We start from the raw sequence: 20503 nt of genomic DNA, 5'->3' as shown, positions 1-20503 counted from the left end.
ACGCTTGGTAACGTCTAATCCCGTTCGACGCTCGAAGGGGAGTCACATGGTCGATTGGCGCAAGCGTGGCGTCACCAACGACGGCGTTCACCTCGCCGTCTTCGAGGTGGCGGAGTCTGCCGGACCCCGCGACGCCGACCCGCGTCCGACGGTCCTGCTCGTCCACGGATGGCCGGACACCCATCACCTGTGGACCCATGTGGCACCGGCACTCGCCGAGGATTTCCGCGTGGTCGCCTACGACTGTCGCGGATTCGGGGAGAGCGACAGACCCGACGGCGACGCCCCGTATCGGTTGAGCGCGCTCGCTGATGATCTGTTCGCGGTGGCCGAGGCGGTGAGTCCGGACAGGCCGGTGCACGTCGTCGCCCACGACTGGGGCTCGGTGCAGGCCTGGGAAGCGGTCACCCGTCCGGGTGCAGAGAGGCGCATCGGATCGTTCGTCTCGGTGTCCGGGCCCAACCTGGACCATCTGGCCGAATGGGCACGCGCCAACCTTTCCCGCCCCACCCCGCGCAACCTCGGCCGTGCGCTCGCCCAGGCGACGTCGTCGTCGTACACAGTGTTCTTCCAGCTCCCCGTCCTCCCGAAGCTCTTCTTCGCCGCGGCCGGAACGCCCGCGGTGTGGCGCGAGTTCTTGCATCGGGTCGAGAGCGCGCCGCGAGAGAACGTGGTTGTCGCGGACACCCTGGGCGAGGACATGATCTCCGGCCTCCGCCTCTACCGCGCCAACATCCGGCACAAACTCCGCAATCCGCGGCCCCGACCGACGGCGGTCCCGGTGCTCGAACTTGTCAACGAGCGCGACATCGCGCTGCGCCCATCGATCTTCGAAGACACACATCGCTACGCTCAGCGCCTGTGGCGGCGCAGCACCCCGACCGGACACTGGCTGCCGTACACGAGACCCGAGTACCTTGCTCATGTGGCACGAGATTTCATCGCCACGCACGCCATGGGCTCGCGGACCGACGCCTCGGGCCGGCTCGACCGTGCACGGGTGTTCGGCAGGCCGACGGCCCTGACCGGCAAGCTCGCCGTGATCACCGGTTCGGGCAGCGGCATCGGGCGCGCCACCGCGTACGCGCTCGCCGAGCAGGGATGCGAACTCATCCTCGCCGACATCGACCTCACGGCCGCCGAGGAGACCGCCCGGGAGTGCAAGTCCGCCGGCGCCCTGGTGTCGTCCTATCACCTCGATGTCTCGGACACCGCGGCGGTGACGGCCTTCGCCGATGATGTCCGAGCCCGGCATGGAGTACCCGACATCGTCGTCAACAACGCCGGGATCGGCCTGGGCGGCGGCGCTCTCGACGCGACGGACGAACAGATCGATCGACTGCTGGATGTGAATCTGCGCGGAGTCATCTCCGGGAGCAGGGCGTTCGGCAGGCTGATGGTCGAGCGCGGGGTCGGCGGACACATCGTCAACATCGCGTCTGCCGCCGCGTTCACGCCGCAGCGCTCGCTCGGTCTCTATTCGGCCTCCAAGGCAGGCGTGCTGATGTTCTCCGAGTCGCTGCGCGCGGAGCTGGCCGAACACCGTGTCGGAGTCACCGCGATCTGCCCGGGCATCGTGGACACGGCCATCGTGGGCAACACCCCCATCGCCGGGCTGGACCCGACACATGAAGCAGCTGAACAGGATCGGCTTGCGGGCCTCTACCGGCGCCGCGGCTTCACCCCGGACCGCGTCGCCCGCGACATCGTTCGCGCCATCATCGACGACAAGGCGGTCGTCCCGGTGACATCGGAGGCCAAGATCGGTTACCGCGTCTATCGATTCACGCCCTGGCTGTCGCGGTTGGCGGCGCGCCAGCAGGTCACCCGCTAGAGAGGATCCATCGATGTCAGCGCATGCACACGCCGCGCATCCCCACCCGATCAGCGATGCCCGCGAGCCCCTCGATCGCGACGGCTCCGATCCGGGTCCGGTGGAACTCCACGCGCGCAACGTCAGCTTCGACTGGTCGGACACCCCATTGCACTGGATTCCGGGACACCCGGTCGCATCCAACTTCATCAGCGTGCTGAATCTCCTCCTCCCAGAAGGGGAACGCTGGTTTGTGCAGACCTACAACGAGGCGCTCCCGATGGTCGCCGACGACGAACTCGCGGCCACCATGCGCGGCTTCATCGGCCAGGAGGCAATGCACGCCGAGGCCCACGACCACGTGCTGTGGGAGTTCCTCGATCACCACGGCATCGATCCGCGCCCGTATCAGCGCCAGATGGAATGGATCTTCCGGAAGATACTGGGCCCCATGCACGGCGGCAGTCCCGAGGCCCGCCGGAAACAACTCATCGAACGCTTGTGGTTCATCGCCGCGCTGGAGCACTACACCGCCATCCTCGGTGATTTCGCCCTCAACAACACGTGGGTCGAATCCGGCGCCGACCCCGCGATGACCGACCTGTTCACCTGGCACGGGCCGAGGAGGTCGAGCACCGCGCCGTCGCCCACGAGGTGGCGATCTACTTCGGCGACGGTTACCTCCGGCGCGGCCGCGCGATGCTGGTGGCCCTCCCCGTACTGCTCCTGCTGATCAACCGCGGGTTCCGGTTCATCATGAAACAGGATGCATCGTTGTCGTACAACTACTTCCAGAGGCAGTTCCACTACTTTCGCGGTGTCCGCGCCGGCGTGCTCCCGAAGATGCGCAAGATCATCATGGCGACCTTCAGCTACTTCCGGCCCGGGTTCCACCCGAACGAGATCGGCAGCACCGCGCAGGCCGTCGCGTATCTCGCGGCGTCTCCGGCCGCTCGCAACGCGGGCTGAGCGGGAGGCCATCCGATGAATCACCGTGCGCACCCACACGACACCGAGATGACCTCGCCGCCTCCGCATCTGTACGGACGGTGGCGCCACGACCCCTTCCTCACCGTGGGCACGGCCATCGCGAAGATGTGGTGGCCGTTGTGGCGACCCCTGGCGCCGCTGCGCCCCACCCCGGCCGACGACGGGGTGACCACGCTCCGGCTCATCGACCGCGAGGTGGTGGCGGCCGACGAGAACGTTGTCGCGTTGACCTTGGCCGCACCCGAGGGGGCGTCCTGGCCCGGTGGCATCCCGGCGCGCACCTCGACCTCCTGCTGCCGTCGGGCCGGATGCGGGAGTACTCACTCTGCGGCGACCCTGCCGACCGACGCACCTACCGGATCGCCGTACGCCGCATACCCGACGGCGGTGGCGGATCCATCGAGGTGCACGACGACCTGCGCGTGGGCGATCCGGTCTCGGTCAAGGGCCCGCGCAATGCCTTTCCGCTCGCCGTCCCGGGCCACGGGTCCCGTGCACGATCGATCCGGTTCATCGCCGCAGGCATCGGTATCACGCCGATCCTTCCGATGCTGGCCGTCGCCGACCGGTTCGGCCTCGACTGGTCGATGATGTACACCGGACGCACGATCGAGTCGATCCCGTTCCGCGACGAGCTGACCCGCTACGGCGACAAGGTCACCATCCGCACCGACCACGAGTCGGGTCTCCCCTCCATGGAAGAGCTGCTGGGCCCGATCGATCCCCGGACCGGGCGCGCCCCGGGTGGACTCGCGGTCTATTGCTGTGGTCCGGTACCGATGCTCGAACGCCTCCGCACACATCTGTCCGACCGGCCAGACATCGAATTGCACTACGAACGTTTCAGCCCGCCGCCGGTGGAGAACGGCAGGCCGTTCACCGTCACGCTGGCGTCGACGGGTCGCGACGTCCCGGTGGCCGCCGACGAGACCGCCCTGGCTGCCATCCGCAAGGTTCTGCCGACGGCCCCGTACTCGTGCCGGCAGGGCTTCTGCGGAACATGCAAGGTGATGATGCTGTCCGGCGATCCAGATCACCGCGACAACATCCTCACCGAACCCGAACGCGCCCAAGGCATGTTCCTCACGTGCGTGTCACGGGCGGAGGGTGACCACCTCGTCCTCGACCTCTAGGCGACTGACGCCGTCGACCGGCGTGGCCGCGCCTTGTTCGCTCGGCGCGCCTCGCAGGAAGTACGCCGCCGCCAACGCAGCGGCAAGGGTCACCGCGACGGCCACCCAGACCGCGCTGTGCAGGCCGGCGACGAACACTTCCTGCACCGCGATCCGGATCTGATCGGAAACCGATGCCGGGGCGCCCTGAGCCACCTCGGCACCCGCCATCACCGAGTCCTCCGCGATCCCCGAAACCGCGCGCGGCACACCGAGGTCGGCTAGCCGTTCACCGACCCCGGAGGTGTACACCGAGGTCAGTACCGAGCCGAGCACCGCGACGCCGAGCGTTCCGCCGATCTCACGGGTGGTGTCGTTGACCGCCGAGCCGGCGCCCGCCTGGGCGGGCGTGAGGGCGTCCATGATCACCTGGGTGCACGGTCCGGAGATGAACGCCAGCCCCATCGCCATCAGCGACATCGACCAGATGATCAGTTCCCAGTACCCCGACATCCGCGACGACACCTCCACCAGCGCAAAGCCTCCCGACATCAGGACCGCTCCCACCACCGAGACCATGCGCGGCCCGAAGCGATGCGAGAGTGCCATCGCGACGGGCGAGAACACGGCCATCACCACCGCGAACGGCAAGGTGCGCAGGCCCGCCTCGAATGGGCCGTAACCCTTGACCGCCTGGAAGAACTGGGTGATCAGGAAGATGAAACCGAACAGCGCGAAGAACGCGACGCTGATCATGCCTGCCGCCGCGGCGAAGTGACGATTCGCGAAGAGCCGGATGTTCAGGATCGGATGTTCGATGGCCAGTTCCCGCCATGCGAAGAGCCCCAGGGCGATTCCCGCGACGATGAGCCCGCCCAAGGTCCGCGGATCGGCCCAGCCGAAGTGCGGACCCTCGATCACTGAGTAGGTCAGCAACCCGAGACCGATGATCGAGAGCACCAGACCGATCGCGTCGAAACGGGATACGGACTCCGGTCGCGTACCCGGCACCACCAGCACGACAGCCAGCACGGCCACCGCCGCCATCGGGACATTGACCCAGAACACGGACGACCATGAGTAGTGCTCGAGCAGCCAGCCGCCCAGTACCGGACCGATGGCGACGGCGATGCCCGACGTCGCGGCCCAGACCCCAACGGCCGCAGCACGGTGCTTCGGTTCGGTGAAGATCGACATGATGATCGCCAGCGTCGCCGGGAACACCAGCGCCGCGAACAACCCGAGCCCGCCGCGGGCGACGATCAACTGTCCGAGCGTCTGCGAGGACGCCGCCAGCACCGACACGACGGTGAATCCGGCAATGCCGGTCAGCAACATCCGGCGGTGCCCGAATCGGTCTCCGAGATAGCCGCCGGTGAGCAACAGACCGGCGAACACGAGCGTGTAGGCGTCCACGATCCATTGCAGTCCGGAGATCCCGGCATCGAGATCGCGCGCCATGGTCGGGAGCGCGACGTTGACGATCGTGTTGTCGACCATCACGAGCAGTTCGGCAAAGCAGAGGGCCGCCAGGGCGAGCCAACGAGTTCTCATGCCTTCTCCTTGAAGTGAGTGAGATGGAACGTCGCCCTACTGTTGTAGCACGTTGTTCTATTCAAGAAGAACATTGTTCTAGTACGATGTCAACGTGCCGACGCAAAGAAACACCCGAACACCGGCCACCGAAGTCCGCGCCAACCTGATCGCCGCGGGTCGAAGGCTGTTGGAACGCGAAGGTGCGGCCGCGTTGACCGTCCGCGCCGTGGCCACCGAGGCCGGAGTCGCACCGATGGGGGTCTACAACCACTTCGACGGCAAAGACGGCCTTCTCGACGCCGTTGTGACGGATGGTTTCGCCGAGTTCGCCACGGCGGTCGCCGCTCACGACGGAGATGCGGCGACCAGGCTGCGCAACAGTGGTCGCAACTATCGGGAGTTCGCGATCGCCAACCCGACGCTCTACGGCTTGATGTTCTCCGCAGAGTGCGAGGCCGAGGACGAGGTGGCGGCCCGGGCGTTCGGCGTGTTGGCGGACATCGTCCGCTACGGCCAGGCCGCCGGGGTGATCCGACTCGGCGATGCCACCCACCTGGCCGCCCAGATCTGGGCGTGTGTGCACGGCGCGGTGTCGTTGGAGCTCGGATCGGTGTATCCACCGTTCATCGATGTGGCGGCCTCGTACGAGCACGTTCTCGACCTCATCGCACGAGGAGTCGCGGCCTGAGCCGAGCAGGGGACCCGATCTGGGACAATGTCGCGGTGACCGAATACCGGATCGACGATCTGGCACGGGCAGCGGGAACCACCACCCGCAACGTGCGTGGCTACCAGGACCGCGGTTTGCTCCCGCGGCCCCTGCGTCGTGGACGCATCGCCATCTACACCGATGCCCACCTGGCGCGGCTGCGGGTCATCAACGATCTGCTCAAACGCGGCTTCACCATCCGCCACATCGGCGACTTCCTCTCCGGCATACAGCGCGGTGACAACCTCGCCGAGGTACTGGGTCTCGAGGAAGTGGTGTCCGAGCCGTGGTCGACGGCGACGTCGACCACGATGTCGGCCGAAGATCTCAAGGACCTGCTCAACTCCGGCAACCCGGCACATTTCGAGCGGCTGGCAGCCTTCGGCCTCATCACTCCGAAGGGTGATGACGCACACCCCAAGCAGTACACGATCCTCGATCAGGAAACCGTCTCCGCGTACGGCCGGCTGGTGAAACTCGGGCTACCGCTCAGCGGCATCCTCGACGTCCACGGGCGGCTCGACCAGGAGATGGCGGCGGTCGCGAAGGTGGTGATCTCGGCCGGCCGGCACGCCATCACCGAAGGCCACGAGGACGGCTGGCTGCCGCGAACTCCCGCCGAGTCAGAGTGGGCGACAGAGCTTCTCGGTGAGATGCGGCGTACCGGGTCGATCTCGGCACACAACGCCCTCGACCGCGCCCTCGATCGGGATCTCGCCCGTCAGCTCAACGACTATCTCGGGCGATCGCGCCAGACCTCCATCGAGCCGCCGGCGGACGACTGACCTAACCGGGCAGGACGATCGGCGGCAGCCCGGGGATCGGGTTGGGGATGACGCGCTGACGCGGGAGAGGCGGCGGTGCGGGCAGGGGTGCCGGCGCCGGCGGCGGTGCGTTCTGCCGAGGCCGCCTGGGCGGTGGCTGTCTCGTGGGCTCGCCGGTGCGCTGCCTTCCGGTCGCCGTCTCACCCGACGATGAGTTGTCGCTGGTCGGCTCCGGCGGAGGCGGCGGGGGTGGCGGAACGTAGGTGGCCGCCGGCACCCGCGCAGCGGTCAGGTCCGCCGGGTCGGCATACGCCGAGTCGTCTCCCGACGTCGCCGTCGTCGCGTCCTCGGCGGACGCCGACGAACCATCGGAATCACTGCCGCCGCTCACCGCCACCGCGGTCGCGGCACCGATCACGACGATCGCGCAGAGGGCGGCGATGCCGATCAGGGCACGCCGTCCGGACAGCCGCTGGCGCCACACCATCGCGCGGGTGGCAGGTCGCAGCTTCCCCGCGCCCGCCTCCCAACCTCGGGTTTCGGGCGCGGGCCGCCGCGCGTCCGGCGGCGATGCGCGTGGACGTTCGGACGAACCGCCCGCCATCGGCGCCGGGAAGTCACCCGTTCGGGGCGCTACCGGCGGCGCCGATGGAACAGTCTCGGGCACAATCAGATCCGGCGTCGGCGGCGCCGCGCCGAGCGGGACGCCGTCATCGTGTCGCGGTTCGGACCGCTCGACTTCCGGTGTGCCGGCGGGCATCAACGCGATCACCGGAACCGGCGCACGCCGTCCGAGCATCGGGGCGAGACCGGGCCACGCCTCGTGCCCACCGGCGAGCACCACGGAGGTGATGCGGCCGGGCGCATCGACCGCCGCCTCCTCGCACAACCGCGCCACGCCGTCTGCCGGTCCGGCGGTTGCCTCGTCGAGGTCGCGTTGCCAGACACGGAAATACTGCACGTACTCGCGGCCCACGATGAAGGTGCCGTCGGTGCTCGCGAGTCGACTCCGTGCCCGCGACGCCAGGTCGACCAGTTCGGCCGACCATTCCTCGGTGGTCGGCTGCTCCACCCGCCCGGTCCGGATCAGATGCGCCGCCAGCAGTTGATCGAGCGACGACGGACGGATGGCCTCCGCCATCAGGGCTGCTACCGAGGCGTCGAGCCGCGGGTCGACGGTGGTGACCCGCAGGCCATCGTCCGTCACGTCGACCAGGAGAAACGGGAGGTCGGCAGGGATCCCACGCGCCAACTGCCGCGCAGCCACGTCGCCGAGGAGCTCGTGGCTGACCGGGTGTGCGTGCACATCGGTCGTGGTGGCAAGTGCCCCACGTCCGAAAGCCGTGGTCTCGTCTGTCATCCGATCTGATGCCCTGCGTCCATGCACTATCCGAATCTCGGAATGCACGAGACTAACATGGGATCAGTGCGAATGCGGCGGAACAGAAGCCGCGACCTGCGGCGATACCTGCCCCACATCCTCCCGACGAGCCGGTACCGGCGCCGAAGCCGAGCGCATCGGACCGCCGATGGCATAGAACTCCCATCCCGCCGCACGCCAGGCGCCGGCGTCGAGGCAGCGGCGGCCGTCGACGATGACACGCGATCGCACCACGCCGGACAGCTCCTCGGGCCCCATGTGGACGAACTCCGCCCACTCGGTGGCCACCACCACCGCGTCCGCCTCCTCACACGCCTCGACGGCGCTGCCGGCATACGACAGCATCGGATACATGCGCCGCGACGTCGCGGTGGCCTTGGGGTCGAAGACACTCACCGACGCCCCCCGTAACGCCAACTGGCCTGCGACGTTGAGGGCGGGCGAATCCCGGACGTCGTCGCTCTCCGGTTTGAAAGCCGCACCCAGCACGGCGACGTTGGCGCCGAGAACGTCACCGCCGACCGCCTCCGCGATCAGCTCCACCATCGCCGTGCGACGACGGTTGTTGATCGCGTCGACCTCCCGCAGGAATCGCAGTGCATTTCCGGCACCGACCTCGTCGGCGCGTGCCATGAACCCGCGGATGTCCTTCGGCAGACATCCACCACCGAAACCGAGGCCCGCGTTGAGGAATCGCCGGCCGATCCGACCGTCGTATCCGATCGCATCCGCAAGGGTCGACACGTCGGCGTCGACCACCTCGCAGATCTCACTGATGGCGTTGATGAACGAGATCTTGGTGGCCAGAAAGGCATTGGCCGAGACCTTGACCAGTTCCGCAGTCGCCCAATCGGTCCGGATGAACGGAACGCCGGTCTCGAGGATCTCGCGGTAGATCTCGGCGGTCACCTGCTCGGCACCGATGTGCGCGGCAGAGGCGTCGGAGTGGGGATCGGTCCCCACGACGATGCGGTCGGGTACGAGCGTGTCCTCGACGGCGAATCCCTCCCGCAGGAACTCCGGACTCCACGCGAGCTCGATGCGCGAGCCCGGCGCTGTGAGCACCGACATCCGTTGTGCGAGCGCCGCCGCCGTCCCGACCGGGACGGTGGATTTGCCGATGATCAGGTGGTCGCCGCGCAGCAGAGGGGCCAGGGCGTCGACAGCCGACTCCACATGCGAGAGGTCGACGCCGTAGCCTCGCCGCTGCTGAGGTGTGCCCACCCCCAGGAAGTGCACCGAGGCAAAGGTCGCCGCATCCCGGTGATCGGTGGTGAATCGCAGTCGGCCCGCTTCGAGATTGCGGCGCAACACGTCACCGAGACCGGGCTCGAAGAACGGCACCTCCCCCGCCTGCAGCCGAGCCACCTTGTCCGCGTCGACATCCACGCCGAGAACGTCGTGGCCGAGTTCGGCCATGCACGCCGCATGCGTGGCCCCGAGGTACCCGCAACCGATGACTGTGAGCTTCATGTCTTCAGTGAGTACGCGCGGTTTCCTGCCGCGACGCATCCACCACATGACCCGTCCCGATCGGACCGGTGAACACCGAACGGCCAAGATGAACTACACCCCAACGCGCGGGCCCGACACCGGTCGACGGCGGTCGGCCAGAGATCAGTCCGACGGCTTGGCGAAGTTCAGATAGGCCTTCGACGGGGTGGGGCCACGCTGGCCCTGGTACTTCGATCCGACGCTCGCACTCCCATACGGATGCTCCGCTGGGCTCGACAGCCGGATCAGGCAGAGCTGCCCGATCTTCATGCCGGGCCACAGGGTGATCGGCAGGTTCGCGACGTTCGACAACTCGAGAGTGATGTGTCCGGAAAAACCCGGGTCGATGAAACCTGCTGTCGAATGAGTCAGGAGACCCAGTCTGCCGAGTGACGACTTGCCCTCCAGGCGCCCCGCCAGGTCATCGGGCAGTGAGCACACCTCGAGCGTCGAGCCGAGCACGAACTCGCCCGGATGCAGGACAAACGGTTCACCCTCCGGCGGCTCGACGAGGCTGGTCAGCTCATCTTGGCGTTGCGCAGGGTCGATATGCGTGTAGCGCGTGTTGTTGAAGACGCGGAACAGGCGGTCGAGACGCACGTCGACACTCGACGGCTGCACGAGGCTCGGGTCGAACGGTTCGAGCGCCAACCGCCCGTCGGCGATCTCGGAGCGGATGTCGCGATCGGAGAGCAGCACACGTGTGAGGTTAACGGACCGGTCCGGGTGAACGCCGGATGGCCGGTGACCGTCGAACCAGATGCGATTTGCACCGAACCATGGCCAAGACGCTCAGGAATCTCTTAGAGTGTGCGCGGGCTGTGATTGTCGCGTGATCGCCACGTGATTGCGGCGAGATGCGGCTGTCGAACGAGTCGGGGGTGTGCGGGGTATGTGGGGTCAGAGGCTGTCTGTGTCGATGGTCGCGGTGACGGTCGTGGCGTGTGTGGCGATGGCGTTCGGAGGGCAGAACGGCGTCGGTGCGATGGCGTCAGCGGCACCGCTCGCATCCGCAGGGCAGGCCAGGAGTGAACACTCCCGGCCGGTCGATCGGTCCACGGAACCCAAGGAATGCGTCGGATCGCGGTTCGCCACCTTCGGCGCCATCTACGACGCCATCTTCGATTCGCTGAAGCCGTATCTGCCACAGGAGATCCAGCAGAAGTCGGCGACGATCAAGGCCGGCGCCCATCGCGACATGTCGCGGCTGCGAATCGCCTCGCTCGCCGTGTCGAACCACCCGTACGACCTGGGCGCCGACGACAAAGATCCCATCATGAAGTACCGGGATCCCATCTCCCAGTGGGTGGTCTCGCAGCTCGTCGCCGTCCGTGAGGGACGCGCCGGGGAAGCGATCCCGGTCGAGAACCTCACGCTGGCGCAGGCTGTCGAGAGCGTCTGGCTGTACCTCTATGTGACGGTGATGGTCCCGTTGACGGTGCTGCGGCGCACGCTGCCCAGCATCGGCCCGCTGGCCGGACCACTCACCATCGGTACCCTCATCACCCTGCCGATCCTGCTCGGGGTGTTCGCTGCGACGCAGCTGTACAAGTCGATCAGCGAGAAGCTCGTCGACTCGTGCGTCGTGTCGGTGACGCGCTCGCAGAAGGCGAACGCAGGCAAGTCCGTCAAGGATCTCCGCTTCGCCTACGCGGTGCCCGGGATCGTGCGGGACATCGCCGGCCAGGTCGCCGTGGCCGACGCGGACACCTGCAAGCCGATCGGCGATCTGCCGTTGACCCGGATCGTGACGCGCACCTCCGACTACCTGCAGGCGATCACCACGAACCCCGCCACCGACCGCCAGATCGTCGGTATGACGAAGCGTCTGCAGGAGTACCTGCGCACCACGCGAGTGCATCAGAACCTGATCCCCGCCGACCCTGCCGACTTCAACACACCCGAGTACATCCTCAGTCAGGTCGGAGTCTTGATCCCCTACGTCGGTGGTGCCCCGCTCGACGTGGTCATCGGCCTCAGCCACAACCGCAACAACAAGCAGGACTTCGGCGCGACGGTTCCGATGTCGGACCTGACGGTGACCAAATCGCTCACCGCCGCCTACTACGCCTACGCGCTCGCCGCACACATGGTGGAGTTGGCGTGGCAGGAGGGCGGCACCGACCCTGCCGCGGCGCTCGCCAACGAGTTGTTCCCCGGGCTGGGGATCACCACCGACATGATGCCCAAGTCGACCGGCATCGTCGGCGCGCCGAACCTGTACGGCCTTGTCGTGTACCACAACGTACTTCGTTCGATGTGCCTCGCGGAAGACAAGCGGCCCGCACCGGCGCCCACCTCCAACAAGCGCGTCCCCGTGTCCGCGGCGCGATGGTGAGAGCCACACCGCGCCTTCACCACTCAGCCGGCTTTCATCACTCAGCGAGGTAGGGGCGGCAGCACGATGGGCGGCAACCCCGGGATCGGATTCGGGATGACCAGTCGGCGCGGTGCCGATCGCCGTTGATTCGGTTGATCGGGGGCCTGTGACGTTCCGTCCGAGACGGTGTCGGTGGTCGGTGGTGGCGGCGGCGCGTAGCGCGCGGCGGGCTCCTGAGCTGCCGCGAGTTCGGCCGGATCGGCGTAGCTCGACGTGGGTGATGCAGTGCTCGACGGGAATTCGAGGCTCGACAGGGGCGGGTTCGGGGAGTCGGGGCCCGTCACGGCGAGCGCAGTCACCGTCCCGGCGCCGATGATCGCGACAACCGCGGCGGCCGCGATGGCGATGCGCTTGCCGTGAGGTCGGACGGTGGAGCCGGCTTCGTCCGGTGTACGCGCGGCCGTCGTCGGCTCAGGTTCCCTCTCGGTCGCGACGAACGGAGAGCGCGGCGGGACCGACGTCTCCAACGGTGCGGCCGGCGGTGCGGCGTCGTCGACACGGCTCGGCCTGCGCAGAACAGGCTGATCGCCAACGGGCGGGACAGGGACATCGTGGGCGTCGCCGAGCGCCGCCCCTGAGACGATCACCGGCAGAGACAGGGACCGCCGAAGCACTGCACCGAGACCTGGCCAGACCTCGTAATTCTTGCCGAGCGCCACCGAGGAGGCACCGAACTCTTTCGCCATATCGCGCAGCACGCCGGACACCTCGCCCGAGAAGGGCGCGGTTGCGTCGTCGAGGTCGCGCCGATTCACACGGAAGAACCGCACATCGCGGTGTCCTCTGACGAAGGTCCCATCCGATGTCGACAGGCGTTCTCGTCCCACCCCGGCGAGTTCCAGCAGTTCATTCCACCAGTCATCGGTTTCCGGCGTCGGCACGCGACCGGCACGGACCAGGTGCTCGGCGAGGGCTTGATCGAGCGCGAGGGGATCGACGGTCCGCAGCACGCGTCGGCCGATGACGGTCACCGCGGCTGGGTCGATCGCAGAGATCAGTAGCCCGTCGTCGGCGATGTCGACAAGCAGAAAGGGTCGATCGGCGGGTAGTCCGCAAGCCACCTGACGGCTGGCGATCTCGGCCAAGCGCATGGCATTCACGATGATCACGACCCCCGAGCGCACGCCCCACTGACATTCAGGAGAAAAGCTAGCACGTCTCACCAGGTGACGTCCGATTCGAGAACAACGCCGTGATGGGCGCGGACGGGTGTCCGTGCATAGGGTTGTGCGCAGCGTTTGCTAGGCTGTCGATCGCGAGGTCAGCGCCTCGCACGCCGATGTAGTTCAATGGCAGAACATCAGCTTCCCAAGCTGAATACGCGGGTTCGATTCCCGTCATCGGCTCCGACGTCACCCACACCGGTGGCCCGGTCAGGGATTCCCGGCCGCAGAGGAACCGGTGAATTCGTAGTCCTCGAGCGGATACAAGCGGCTGCGGAGTCCGGCTTCCGCGGTGGTCGTGGGACGCAGCGGGACGTCGCCATTCTTGTCGAAGTAGTAGCTGTGCGCAGTCCGGCACGAATCGTTCCAGAACACTTGCCGGTACCGGCGGCGCAGCATCGATTCGAAGTAGCGGTCATTGGCTTCCTGACGAACCTCGATCCGGGTCGCGCCACGTTCACCCGCGGCCCGCAGGCAACGCACGATGTGTCGGGTCTGGTTCTCGACGAGTGCAAAGTACGACGAGCCGGTATAGCCGTATGGACCGAAGACGAAGAAGAAGTTGGGGAACCCGGGCACGGAAACACCCTCGTAAGCCTGCAGCCGATGCTCACGCCAGAAGTCCGACATCGTCGTACCGTCCGGACCGGTCAACCTGAAGGTGGGCATGTTGTCGGGATCCATGACCTTGAACCCCGTTGCCAGGATGAGAATGTCGAGATCATGCTCGGTCCCGTCCGAACACCGCACGCCCATCGGCGTGACCGCCTCGATCGGGGTCGTCTCCAGGGTCACGTTCTCGCGGTTGTAGGTGGCCAAGTACTCGTTGTGAAAGCCTGGCCGTTTGCAGCCGAGAGCGTAGGCAGGAGTGAGCTTTGCACGGGTTTCAGGATCGTCGACCTGCGAACGTAGCCAACGCCGGCAGTTACGTTCGGCGATGCGGACCACCGGCAGCCACTTGTAGAACTGGGCGGAGATCGTGAATGTGAACTCGACGTAGCTCTGGCTGACCGCGCGCGGCAGCATTCGCAGGATCGGCCGTCGCGAGAGGAGCCGGATGTTGCGTGGCAAGGCGAAGTCCATCTTCGGCATGCACCAGATCGGTGTCCGCTGAAACACGGTGAGCGAACCGACCTCCCCGGCGATCGCCGGGATCACCTGCACTGCCGACGCGCCCGTACCGATGATCCCCACGCGCCGACCGCGCAGGTCTACGGTGTGATCCCACCGCGCGGTGTGCATGGTGATACCGGAGAACTCTGCGACGCCGGCGATGTCGGGGAGAGCGGGAACGTTCAGCGGGCCCGCCGCATTGATCAGGAACCGCGCAGTCACCGTTTCGCCGCCGGCGAGCGTCAATCGCCACCGGTGCTGGTCGGTATCGAAGTCTGCGCTGGCCACCTGGGTGTGGAAACGAATCCGGTCGGTCAGCCGATATCGCTCCACCATGTCGTCGGCATATCGGCGGAGTTCGACTCCCGGCGCATAACTGCGCGACCACTCACCTGGCGCGAAAGAAAACTGATAACTGAACGACGGGATGTCGACCGCCACACCCGGATAGGTGTTCCAATACCAGGTGCCGCCGGCACCGCCGCCGGCCTCGAAGATCTCCCAGTCGTGAATCCCGGCCTGTTCCAACCGGATCGCCGTCCCGATGCCCGAAAACCCGGCCCCGACGATGGCGACCGTCAGGTCTGGGTCGGCCGCGGCGTCAGTGTCGCGTGCACCGTTGTCGCTCTCGTTCGCCATGAGCTGACTCCCTTGTCTCGCTGGCGCAACCGATGCCGAACCACTGTACTCCGCACCTCGCCCGCTGGAAATGCATCACACGGATGATCAGGAGTTATCAGGCGCTTCGTCGCCGGAGTCGGGTTACCGCTCGCCTCCGGTGCTCAGTCACCCAGATCGGCAACAGCTTCGGTGACCGTCGGATAGAGCTCTATCGGATTCTTCGGGTCGACGGCGTGCACGACGTCGCGGAACTCACCGATGTCACGGGCGACGCGCAATCGAACATTCTTGCGTGCCAGGGAGTCCCGAAGATCGTTCAGCATCTGGACCGCCGTGACGTCGATGAACGGTGATGTCTCGGCATCGACTACCACGGCACGGGTCTCGTCGTCGGTCATTCCCTCGATTCGATCGCGGACGTGGTCGGCGTTTGCGAAGAACAACCCACCCTCGACGCGAACGACGAGCACCCCGGGTTCGGTCGCCAGCCCGGGGCTGTAGGCAACGTCCACCCATCGCGTGTCCTCCCGGGCGAGCGCGGCGACATGCGGCCGCGAAGCCCGGTACAGCAGCAGCAGGATCGACACCGCGATACCGATGACCAGGCCTGGCAGGGTGTCGAAGACGAGGACACCGACCATCGCCGCCACCGCCGACAGGAAGTCCAATCGCGTCGGAAGGCCGTACGCACGGGCCAGACGTGGGCTCCAGACCCGGAACAGCGCTCGCAGAGCCGGCGTGTCCACCAGCTCGACCACCGCCGCGATCACCACGGCGGCCAGCGTCGCCTCGGGAAGCTTCTCGAACAACGGCGTCAGCACCAGGAGCGTGACGATCACCAGGCCCGCCACCAACAGACCACTGGCCTGCGTTCGCGCGCCTGCGCCGCCGTTGACCGCCGTCTTCGAGAGACTTCCGTTCACCACCATCCCCGACGAGAACCCCGAGCCGAGGTTCGCCAGGCCCAGACCGCCGAGTTCCCGGTTGGGATCGACCGTGTAGCCGGCTTTGGCCGCGTAGGTCTTCGCCGCTCCCAGTCCCTCTGCGAAACCGATCAGCACGACGCCCGCGGCCGGCCCGATCAGACCGAGGTAATCGGTCAACGCCAAACCCGACGGAAGCCCCAGCGACGGAAGACCTGCGCTGATCTCCCCGACCACCTCGACACCGTGGTCGTCGAGGGCGAAGAGATACACGGTGACGATCCCGAGAATCACCACGATCAGCGAGCCCGGCAGCAGTGGCACCCAACGCTTCATGCCGAGCACCAGGATCAGGCTGACGATTCCGACCACCGCAGTCCACCAGTCGATGTCGCCCAACCCACCGAGGACGCCCACGAGTTGCTCGAAGAAGTCGCCGGACCGCTTGTCGACCCCCAGCAGCGCCGGTACCTGTCCGACGATGATCGTCAGCGCGAGGCCGACGATGAAACCCTTCAAGACCGGCTCGGAGATGAACGAGGCGACGAAACCCAGGCGTGCAACGGCGGCGAGGAGTGCGACGATTCCGGTGACCACCGCCAGCGCCGTCGTCAGCGCGATGAAGCGACCGGTGTCGCCGCCGGCGAGGGGGGCGATGATGGCGGCCGACAGCGCCGCGGTCGCCGCCATCGGTCCCACCACGAGGTGACGTGAACTCCCCACCGCGGCATACAAGATCAGCGCCGGAACGGCCGCGTACAGTCCCACGACGGTCGGCACGCCGGCTATCGACGCGTAGGCGAGACCTTCCGGAACCATCACCGCCCAGACGGTGAGCCCTGCGATCAGATCAGGTCGGAGGTACGCCCTTCGATAACCCCTCAGCGACGCGAACAGCCGGAATGTGTCTGACACACCGGCATCCTAGCCGGACTCCCCCGCCTGCGGCCGAGTAAGACGACAGCGCGGCTCGGGTCTTCGGCCGGTATCGCAACCGGCTCGCCACCCCCTACGGGAACGGGTAGAACGCCATCCGTTCACGGAGTTCGCCGGGCACGATACCGAACTGTTCCGGCTCATACCGATGTCTTCCCTTGCCACTGCGAGGCTGCGCGGCGTGATGGGCGTCGATCATCGCCTCCAGGTCCGGTGGCTCGATGTCGGCGGCCTCGTATACCCGGCGCACCGTCGACGACGTGTCGGCCACGAGGTCGGCATATGCGACGTCGAGGTACGTTATCGTCTTCGCCTCGTCCGAATCCCTGAATGCCAGAGCGCGCCGCAGCCACAGTTCTGTCTGCTCGATCTGGAAGCGCCCGACGTCGGCCCCGTCCACATCGTCGCTGTAGGTCGATCGATAGGTCGCGAACAGACTCGCGCCGGACGCAACCGTCTCGACGATGTCGCGATGAAGGTGTACGACCACCGCACCCGGATACGTGGCGGCCAACGCCCTTAGCTCGGCCGTGTGCGCAGGCGCCTTCAGGAGCCACCGCCGGTCAGAACCGTCGTCGAGTATCTGCAGCATCTGCCGATGCGCGATGTACTCGTCGTGAAAGTCCTCTCCCGCCAACCATTCTGCATAGGAATCGAGGCGAGTGGTTGAGCTGAATGCCCAGTTGCGCAACGACATCCCCATCCCGAGCACGCACTCCTCGGGGAGCCGCGCGCCGGAGTCGTGGACGGCGGCCATGGTCGGATTGAGCGTGTGGAGCAGATCGTGTCCGGCACCGCTGGCATCGATCCGACGCTCCCGCTCGTCGGGTTCGAGACCCGCCATCCGCCACGGCGCATACAGTTCGGCCGGCAACGGCGCACGCAACCGCGGATCACCTGCCAGCAGCCGGAACAAGAACGTCGTCCCGGTCCGCCAACCGCCGATGATCACGATCGGCGGCGTGAGGGCCCGCTCGGCGACATCGGGCCGGGCCGCCAGATACTCACCGGTGGCCGCCCGGGCGCGCAACTTGGCGGTGACAGTGTCCTGGACAGTGCGCGCACCGAGGGCATTCAGGCGCCCATCCAGCGCAGCCGAGGACAGGTAATGTTCGACACCCGGCCGCCACCCCATCGGATCACCCAGCGCGGCGACACCGCACCTCGAGGTCGCACGGTCGATCACGAGGTCGACCGCCTCGTCACCGAGGCGATAACGGTCCGGATTGATCTCCCGATCCGACTCGGCGGCCGCATACACCGACAGTGCCGCGTCGGATCTCGGTGGCGGCGCCCATGCGGTGGCCATCATCCGCCCCGTACGTCGTCGAGCCGCACACACCGGACCGTGGGCAACTCAGGTGTGCGATCGGGGGCGAGGAAGCGGAGCACGACGATCCCGAACGACCGCCCTTCGGTGTCGATCCAGTCGCCGAGTGCTGGGTCGGGTTGTCTACCCGCCAGGACGAATCGGTAACGCCCTTCGGTGATGGTGGCATTTGCTCCGGTGTAGGAGACCGGCCGGCTTCGGTAGTCGAGCGAATTCAGGAACCTGCTGTAGGCCAGGATGTTCCAGTATCGACACTCGACGACTTCGCCCTCGACGATCAGCGCCTCGTCGGGTTCGAGGTGCCATCCGCCCCGGAGATAGTGGATTCCGGGTTCGGTGAACACCGCCCCACCGTCCATCTCCGACCAGTGACGGATCTCGTTCGGCGGCTCCAGGTCCGCCTTGATGGAGCCCGCGAAGATGTGCGGCAGCATACGTGTCATCGCACCCAGACGTTCGACCCGCGCGCCGAGCACGGCCGGGTCGAGCGCTTCGGCCGGCGCTGGTGTGTCGATGGGTTCGATTGTGCAACTGCCGATCTGATCGGTCGTGACATCATCGTGAAAGAACCGCACCCACAGCACGCTCGTTCGATCCGTCATCCCCAGCCAGTCACCCGCTGTCGGCGCCTCGCCGCCCAGCGTCACGTCGAAATCACCGTTCGGGGCGAAGGTCATCGCATCGCTGTCGAGTCGGCCGGTGGCCTCGGCGCCGACTCCTCCCGTCCGCGCATAGGCGGTGATCGAGACATAGGTGGCGCCGCCGCGGTTGCCACGGATCCGGTAGCGGCGGTCCGAGCGCACGTCGGCCACCCAGTAGCGAAAGTCTGGGTTGTCCATCAGGAACTTCTGACGCCACCCGTTGAACGCCACCAACTCCGGACGCTCCCGGTCGACCTCGAACCGCCCCAATTGGTTGTTGAGCCCCCGCAGCAACGCGCTGAACCCGTCGGCCTGCTCGATCGGATCGAGGTCGGCGGTGTTCTCCGCGAGCTGCTCGCCGGCATCCCGCAGGGCGTCGACAAACCCGCGCCACGCGGCCACTTCCGGACGGTCGGGGCCGGTCACCGCAACCCCACCCGGTCGTCGTGCCGGTAACGCGGACGCACATCGTCGATGAGGATTCCGGGATCCGCTGCGCACACCGCGGGAACCGCGTCCAGCACTGCGCGGACGGAGGCGTTGGTGATGGGGTTGGTGCGCCCCGAACTCATCCCGAACTCGAGTTGCGCCCGCAGCTCGGCGGGTTCACCACTCAGTTCCAGCGTGTAGCAGATGTCACCCTGGAATCCGCCGAACGGCAGATCGTCACCGCGATAGACCAGTTCTGGTGCCAGATACCAACATTCCTCGTTGGTGAAGAAGTGGTGATCGCCGATGTAGCCGCGGTGGGTGAGATGGAGGGCGGCGGCCGTGCCCTCGCGGATCACCGTCGCGCCGACGGTCGCATCCCTGACCGCAGGCAGACCTCGCAACGCGGCCTCGACCCGCACAGCGTCCCCGGCCGTGCCGTACAGCGCATGGGCGACGTTGCCGGTCAGGTCTCCGTAATACAGGTCGCCTCCACGGGCAACGGGTGCATCCGGACCAAGGGTGTCGAGTTCCGCACCGAACCCCAGTCCGTTCAGGCCACCCCACATCGACCCGGCCCTGCTGAAGTCGACCGCCTCGACCGACCGGATGTGGGAGACCGACGACATCGCGCCTGCCATGGTCATCGCCAGTCGTTCGACGATGAAGGTGGGATGTACGCCCGTGCCGTGCAAGGTGGCACCACCGGTGTGGCACGCCGCCAGCATCCTCTCGGGTGGCTGGCGAAATGAACTGAGCCAGTTGGGCATCGACACGTTGTGATAGGCGGCGGTGGACACCACGTTGGTGCCGGACTCGAGAAGAGCGATGACGTCGTCGTCGAGCCCCTTGATGACCGCGGCCGGCGCCGGAGTGACCACCACGCAGTCGACATCGAGGGCCATGAACTCGTCCCGATCCGAGGTTGCCGCGACACCGATCGGATCGGTATGTGCGAGCTCCCCGACGTCTTTTCCGTGTTTGCCTTCGCGGTGGACCTTCGCACCGACGACCTCGAATGCGGGGTCGGCGATCGCGGCACGGATCACCGCGCCTCCCACCTCGCCGGGACCCCAGACCGCGATGCGCAGCGGAGATCGCGTCGGCGTGGCCGGCACAGATGGATTTGTGGCAGTTGATGTTCCGTGGTCCGACATCGGCGTGGCGA

At 66.9% G+C, this 20503-nt stretch carries 14 protein-coding genes, 1 tRNA gene and 2 pseudogenes; 7 read left to right on the top strand and 10 right to left on the bottom strand.

The genetic code is table 11. From position 1 onward, the window contains the following. Nucleotides 1-46 precede the first annotated feature (46 nt). The 3 genes and pseudogenes from GTV32_RS18580 to GTV32_RS18570 all read left to right on the top strand — a co-directional run bounded on the left by GTV32_RS18580 (nt 47) and on the right by GTV32_RS18570 (nt 3936). Nucleotides 47-1834: an SDR family oxidoreductase gene (locus GTV32_RS18580; protein ID WP_161061563.1), complete on the top strand. Its 1788-nt coding sequence runs from the start codon at nt 47-49 to the stop codon at nt 1832-1834. A gap of 13 nt (nt 1835-1847) precedes the next feature. Then, nucleotides 1848-2782: pseudogene (locus tag GTV32_RS18575) on the top strand (metal-dependent hydrolase). Between the two features lie 15 nt (nt 2783-2797). Further along, nucleotides 2798-3936: pseudogene (locus GTV32_RS18570) on the top strand (PDR/VanB family oxidoreductase). Here the strand turns inward: GTV32_RS18570 and GTV32_RS18565 are convergent. After that, the gene (locus GTV32_RS18565; protein WP_161061562.1) at nt 3898-5469 is read right to left on the bottom strand and encodes an MFS transporter; all 1572 of its coding nucleotides are present in this window, start codon (nt 5467-5469) and stop codon (nt 3898-3900) included. The pseudogene GTV32_RS18570 and the gene GTV32_RS18565 overlap by 39 nt on opposite strands. Nucleotides 5470-5563: 94 nt before the next feature. Between GTV32_RS18565 and GTV32_RS18560 the strand changes: the two genes are divergently transcribed. After that, the gene (locus tag GTV32_RS18560) at nt 5564-6139 is read left to right on the top strand and encodes a TetR/AcrR family transcriptional regulator (RefSeq protein WP_161061561.1); all 576 of its coding nucleotides are present in this window, start codon (nt 5564-5566) and stop codon (nt 6137-6139) included. 35 nt (nt 6140-6174) lie between these two features. Then, a complete protein-coding gene (locus tag GTV32_RS18555) occupies nt 6175-6945 on the top strand; it encodes a MerR family transcriptional regulator (protein ID WP_161061560.1) in 771 nt (256 codons plus the stop codon). A gap of 1 nt (nt 6946) precedes the next feature. On the opposite strand, the gene GTV32_RS18550 is transcribed toward GTV32_RS18555, so the two are convergent. From GTV32_RS18550 to dcd, 3 genes are all read right to left on the bottom strand, one after another. Continuing rightward, on the bottom strand, nt 6947-8284 hold the full coding sequence (locus GTV32_RS18550; protein WP_161061559.1) for a hypothetical protein: 1338 nt from the start codon (nt 8282-8284) through the stop codon (nt 6947-6949). Nucleotides 8285-8347: 63 nt separating this feature from the next. Then, nucleotides 8348-9778 carry a UDP-glucose/GDP-mannose dehydrogenase family protein gene (locus tag GTV32_RS18545; RefSeq protein WP_161061558.1) on the bottom strand — a complete coding sequence of 477 codons (1431 nt, stop codon included), beginning with the start codon at nt 9776-9778 and terminating at the stop codon, nt 8348-8350. Between the two features lie 144 nt (nt 9779-9922). Next, complete coding sequence (gene dcd / locus GTV32_RS18540; RefSeq protein WP_161061557.1) at nt 9923-10498, bottom strand: dCTP deaminase; 576 nt, start codon at nt 10496-10498, stop codon at nt 9923-9925. 220 nt (nt 10499-10718) lie between these two features. On the opposite strand from dcd, the gene GTV32_RS18535 reads away from it, so the two are divergent. Next, on the top strand, nt 10719-12137 hold the full coding sequence (locus tag GTV32_RS18535; RefSeq protein WP_237421586.1) for a hypothetical protein: 1419 nt from the start codon (nt 10719-10721) through the stop codon (nt 12135-12137). Between the two features lie 41 nt (nt 12138-12178). On the opposite strand, the gene GTV32_RS18530 is transcribed toward GTV32_RS18535, so the two are convergent. Beyond that, nucleotides 12179-13270: a hypothetical protein gene (locus GTV32_RS18530; RefSeq protein ID WP_161061556.1), complete on the bottom strand. Its 1092-nt coding sequence runs from the start codon at nt 13268-13270 to the stop codon at nt 12179-12181. A 184-nt stretch (nt 13271-13454) separates the two neighbouring features. On the opposite strand from GTV32_RS18530, the gene GTV32_RS18525 reads away from it, so the two are divergent. Next, nucleotides 13455-13525: transfer RNA gene (locus GTV32_RS18525), tRNA-Gly, on the top strand. A 27-nt stretch (nt 13526-13552) separates the two neighbouring features. On the opposite strand, the gene GTV32_RS18520 is transcribed toward GTV32_RS18525, so the two are convergent. The 5 genes from GTV32_RS18520 to GTV32_RS18500 form a co-directional block, all read right to left on the bottom strand. Next, nucleotides 13553-15094 (bottom strand): NAD(P)/FAD-dependent oxidoreductase, encoded by a 1542-nt coding sequence (locus GTV32_RS18520; RefSeq protein ID WP_161061555.1) that lies wholly within the window; start codon nt 15092-15094, stop codon nt 13553-13555. A 143-nt stretch (nt 15095-15237) separates the two neighbouring features. Next, nucleotides 15238-16914 (bottom strand): SulP family inorganic anion transporter, encoded by a 1677-nt coding sequence (locus tag GTV32_RS18515; protein WP_343287382.1) that lies wholly within the window; start codon nt 16912-16914, stop codon nt 15238-15240. Between the two features lie 94 nt (nt 16915-17008). Beyond that, nucleotides 17009-18244, bottom strand: coding sequence for a sulfotransferase (locus GTV32_RS18510; RefSeq protein WP_161062622.1), 1236 nt, complete (start codon nt 18242-18244; stop codon nt 17009-17011). Continuing rightward, nucleotides 18244-19332, bottom strand: coding sequence for a DUF1214 domain-containing protein (locus tag GTV32_RS18505; protein WP_161061554.1), 1089 nt, complete (start codon nt 19330-19332; stop codon nt 18244-18246). The genes GTV32_RS18510 and GTV32_RS18505 overlap by 1 nt, the downstream gene beginning before the upstream one ends. Beyond that, complete coding sequence (locus tag GTV32_RS18500) at nt 19329-20453, bottom strand: hypothetical protein (RefSeq protein ID WP_343287381.1); 1125 nt, start codon at nt 20451-20453, stop codon at nt 19329-19331. The genes GTV32_RS18505 and GTV32_RS18500 overlap by 4 nt, the downstream gene beginning before the upstream one ends. Nucleotides 20454-20503: the final 50 nt, after the last annotated feature.

Origin of the sequence: Gordonia sp. SID5947 (assembly GCF_009862785.1) — a bacterium.
Lineage (GTDB): Bacteria > Actinomycetota > Actinomycetes > Mycobacteriales > Mycobacteriaceae > Gordonia.
Note: the sequence above shows the minus strand (reverse complement) of the source record. Positions and strands in the feature narration are given on the sequence as shown.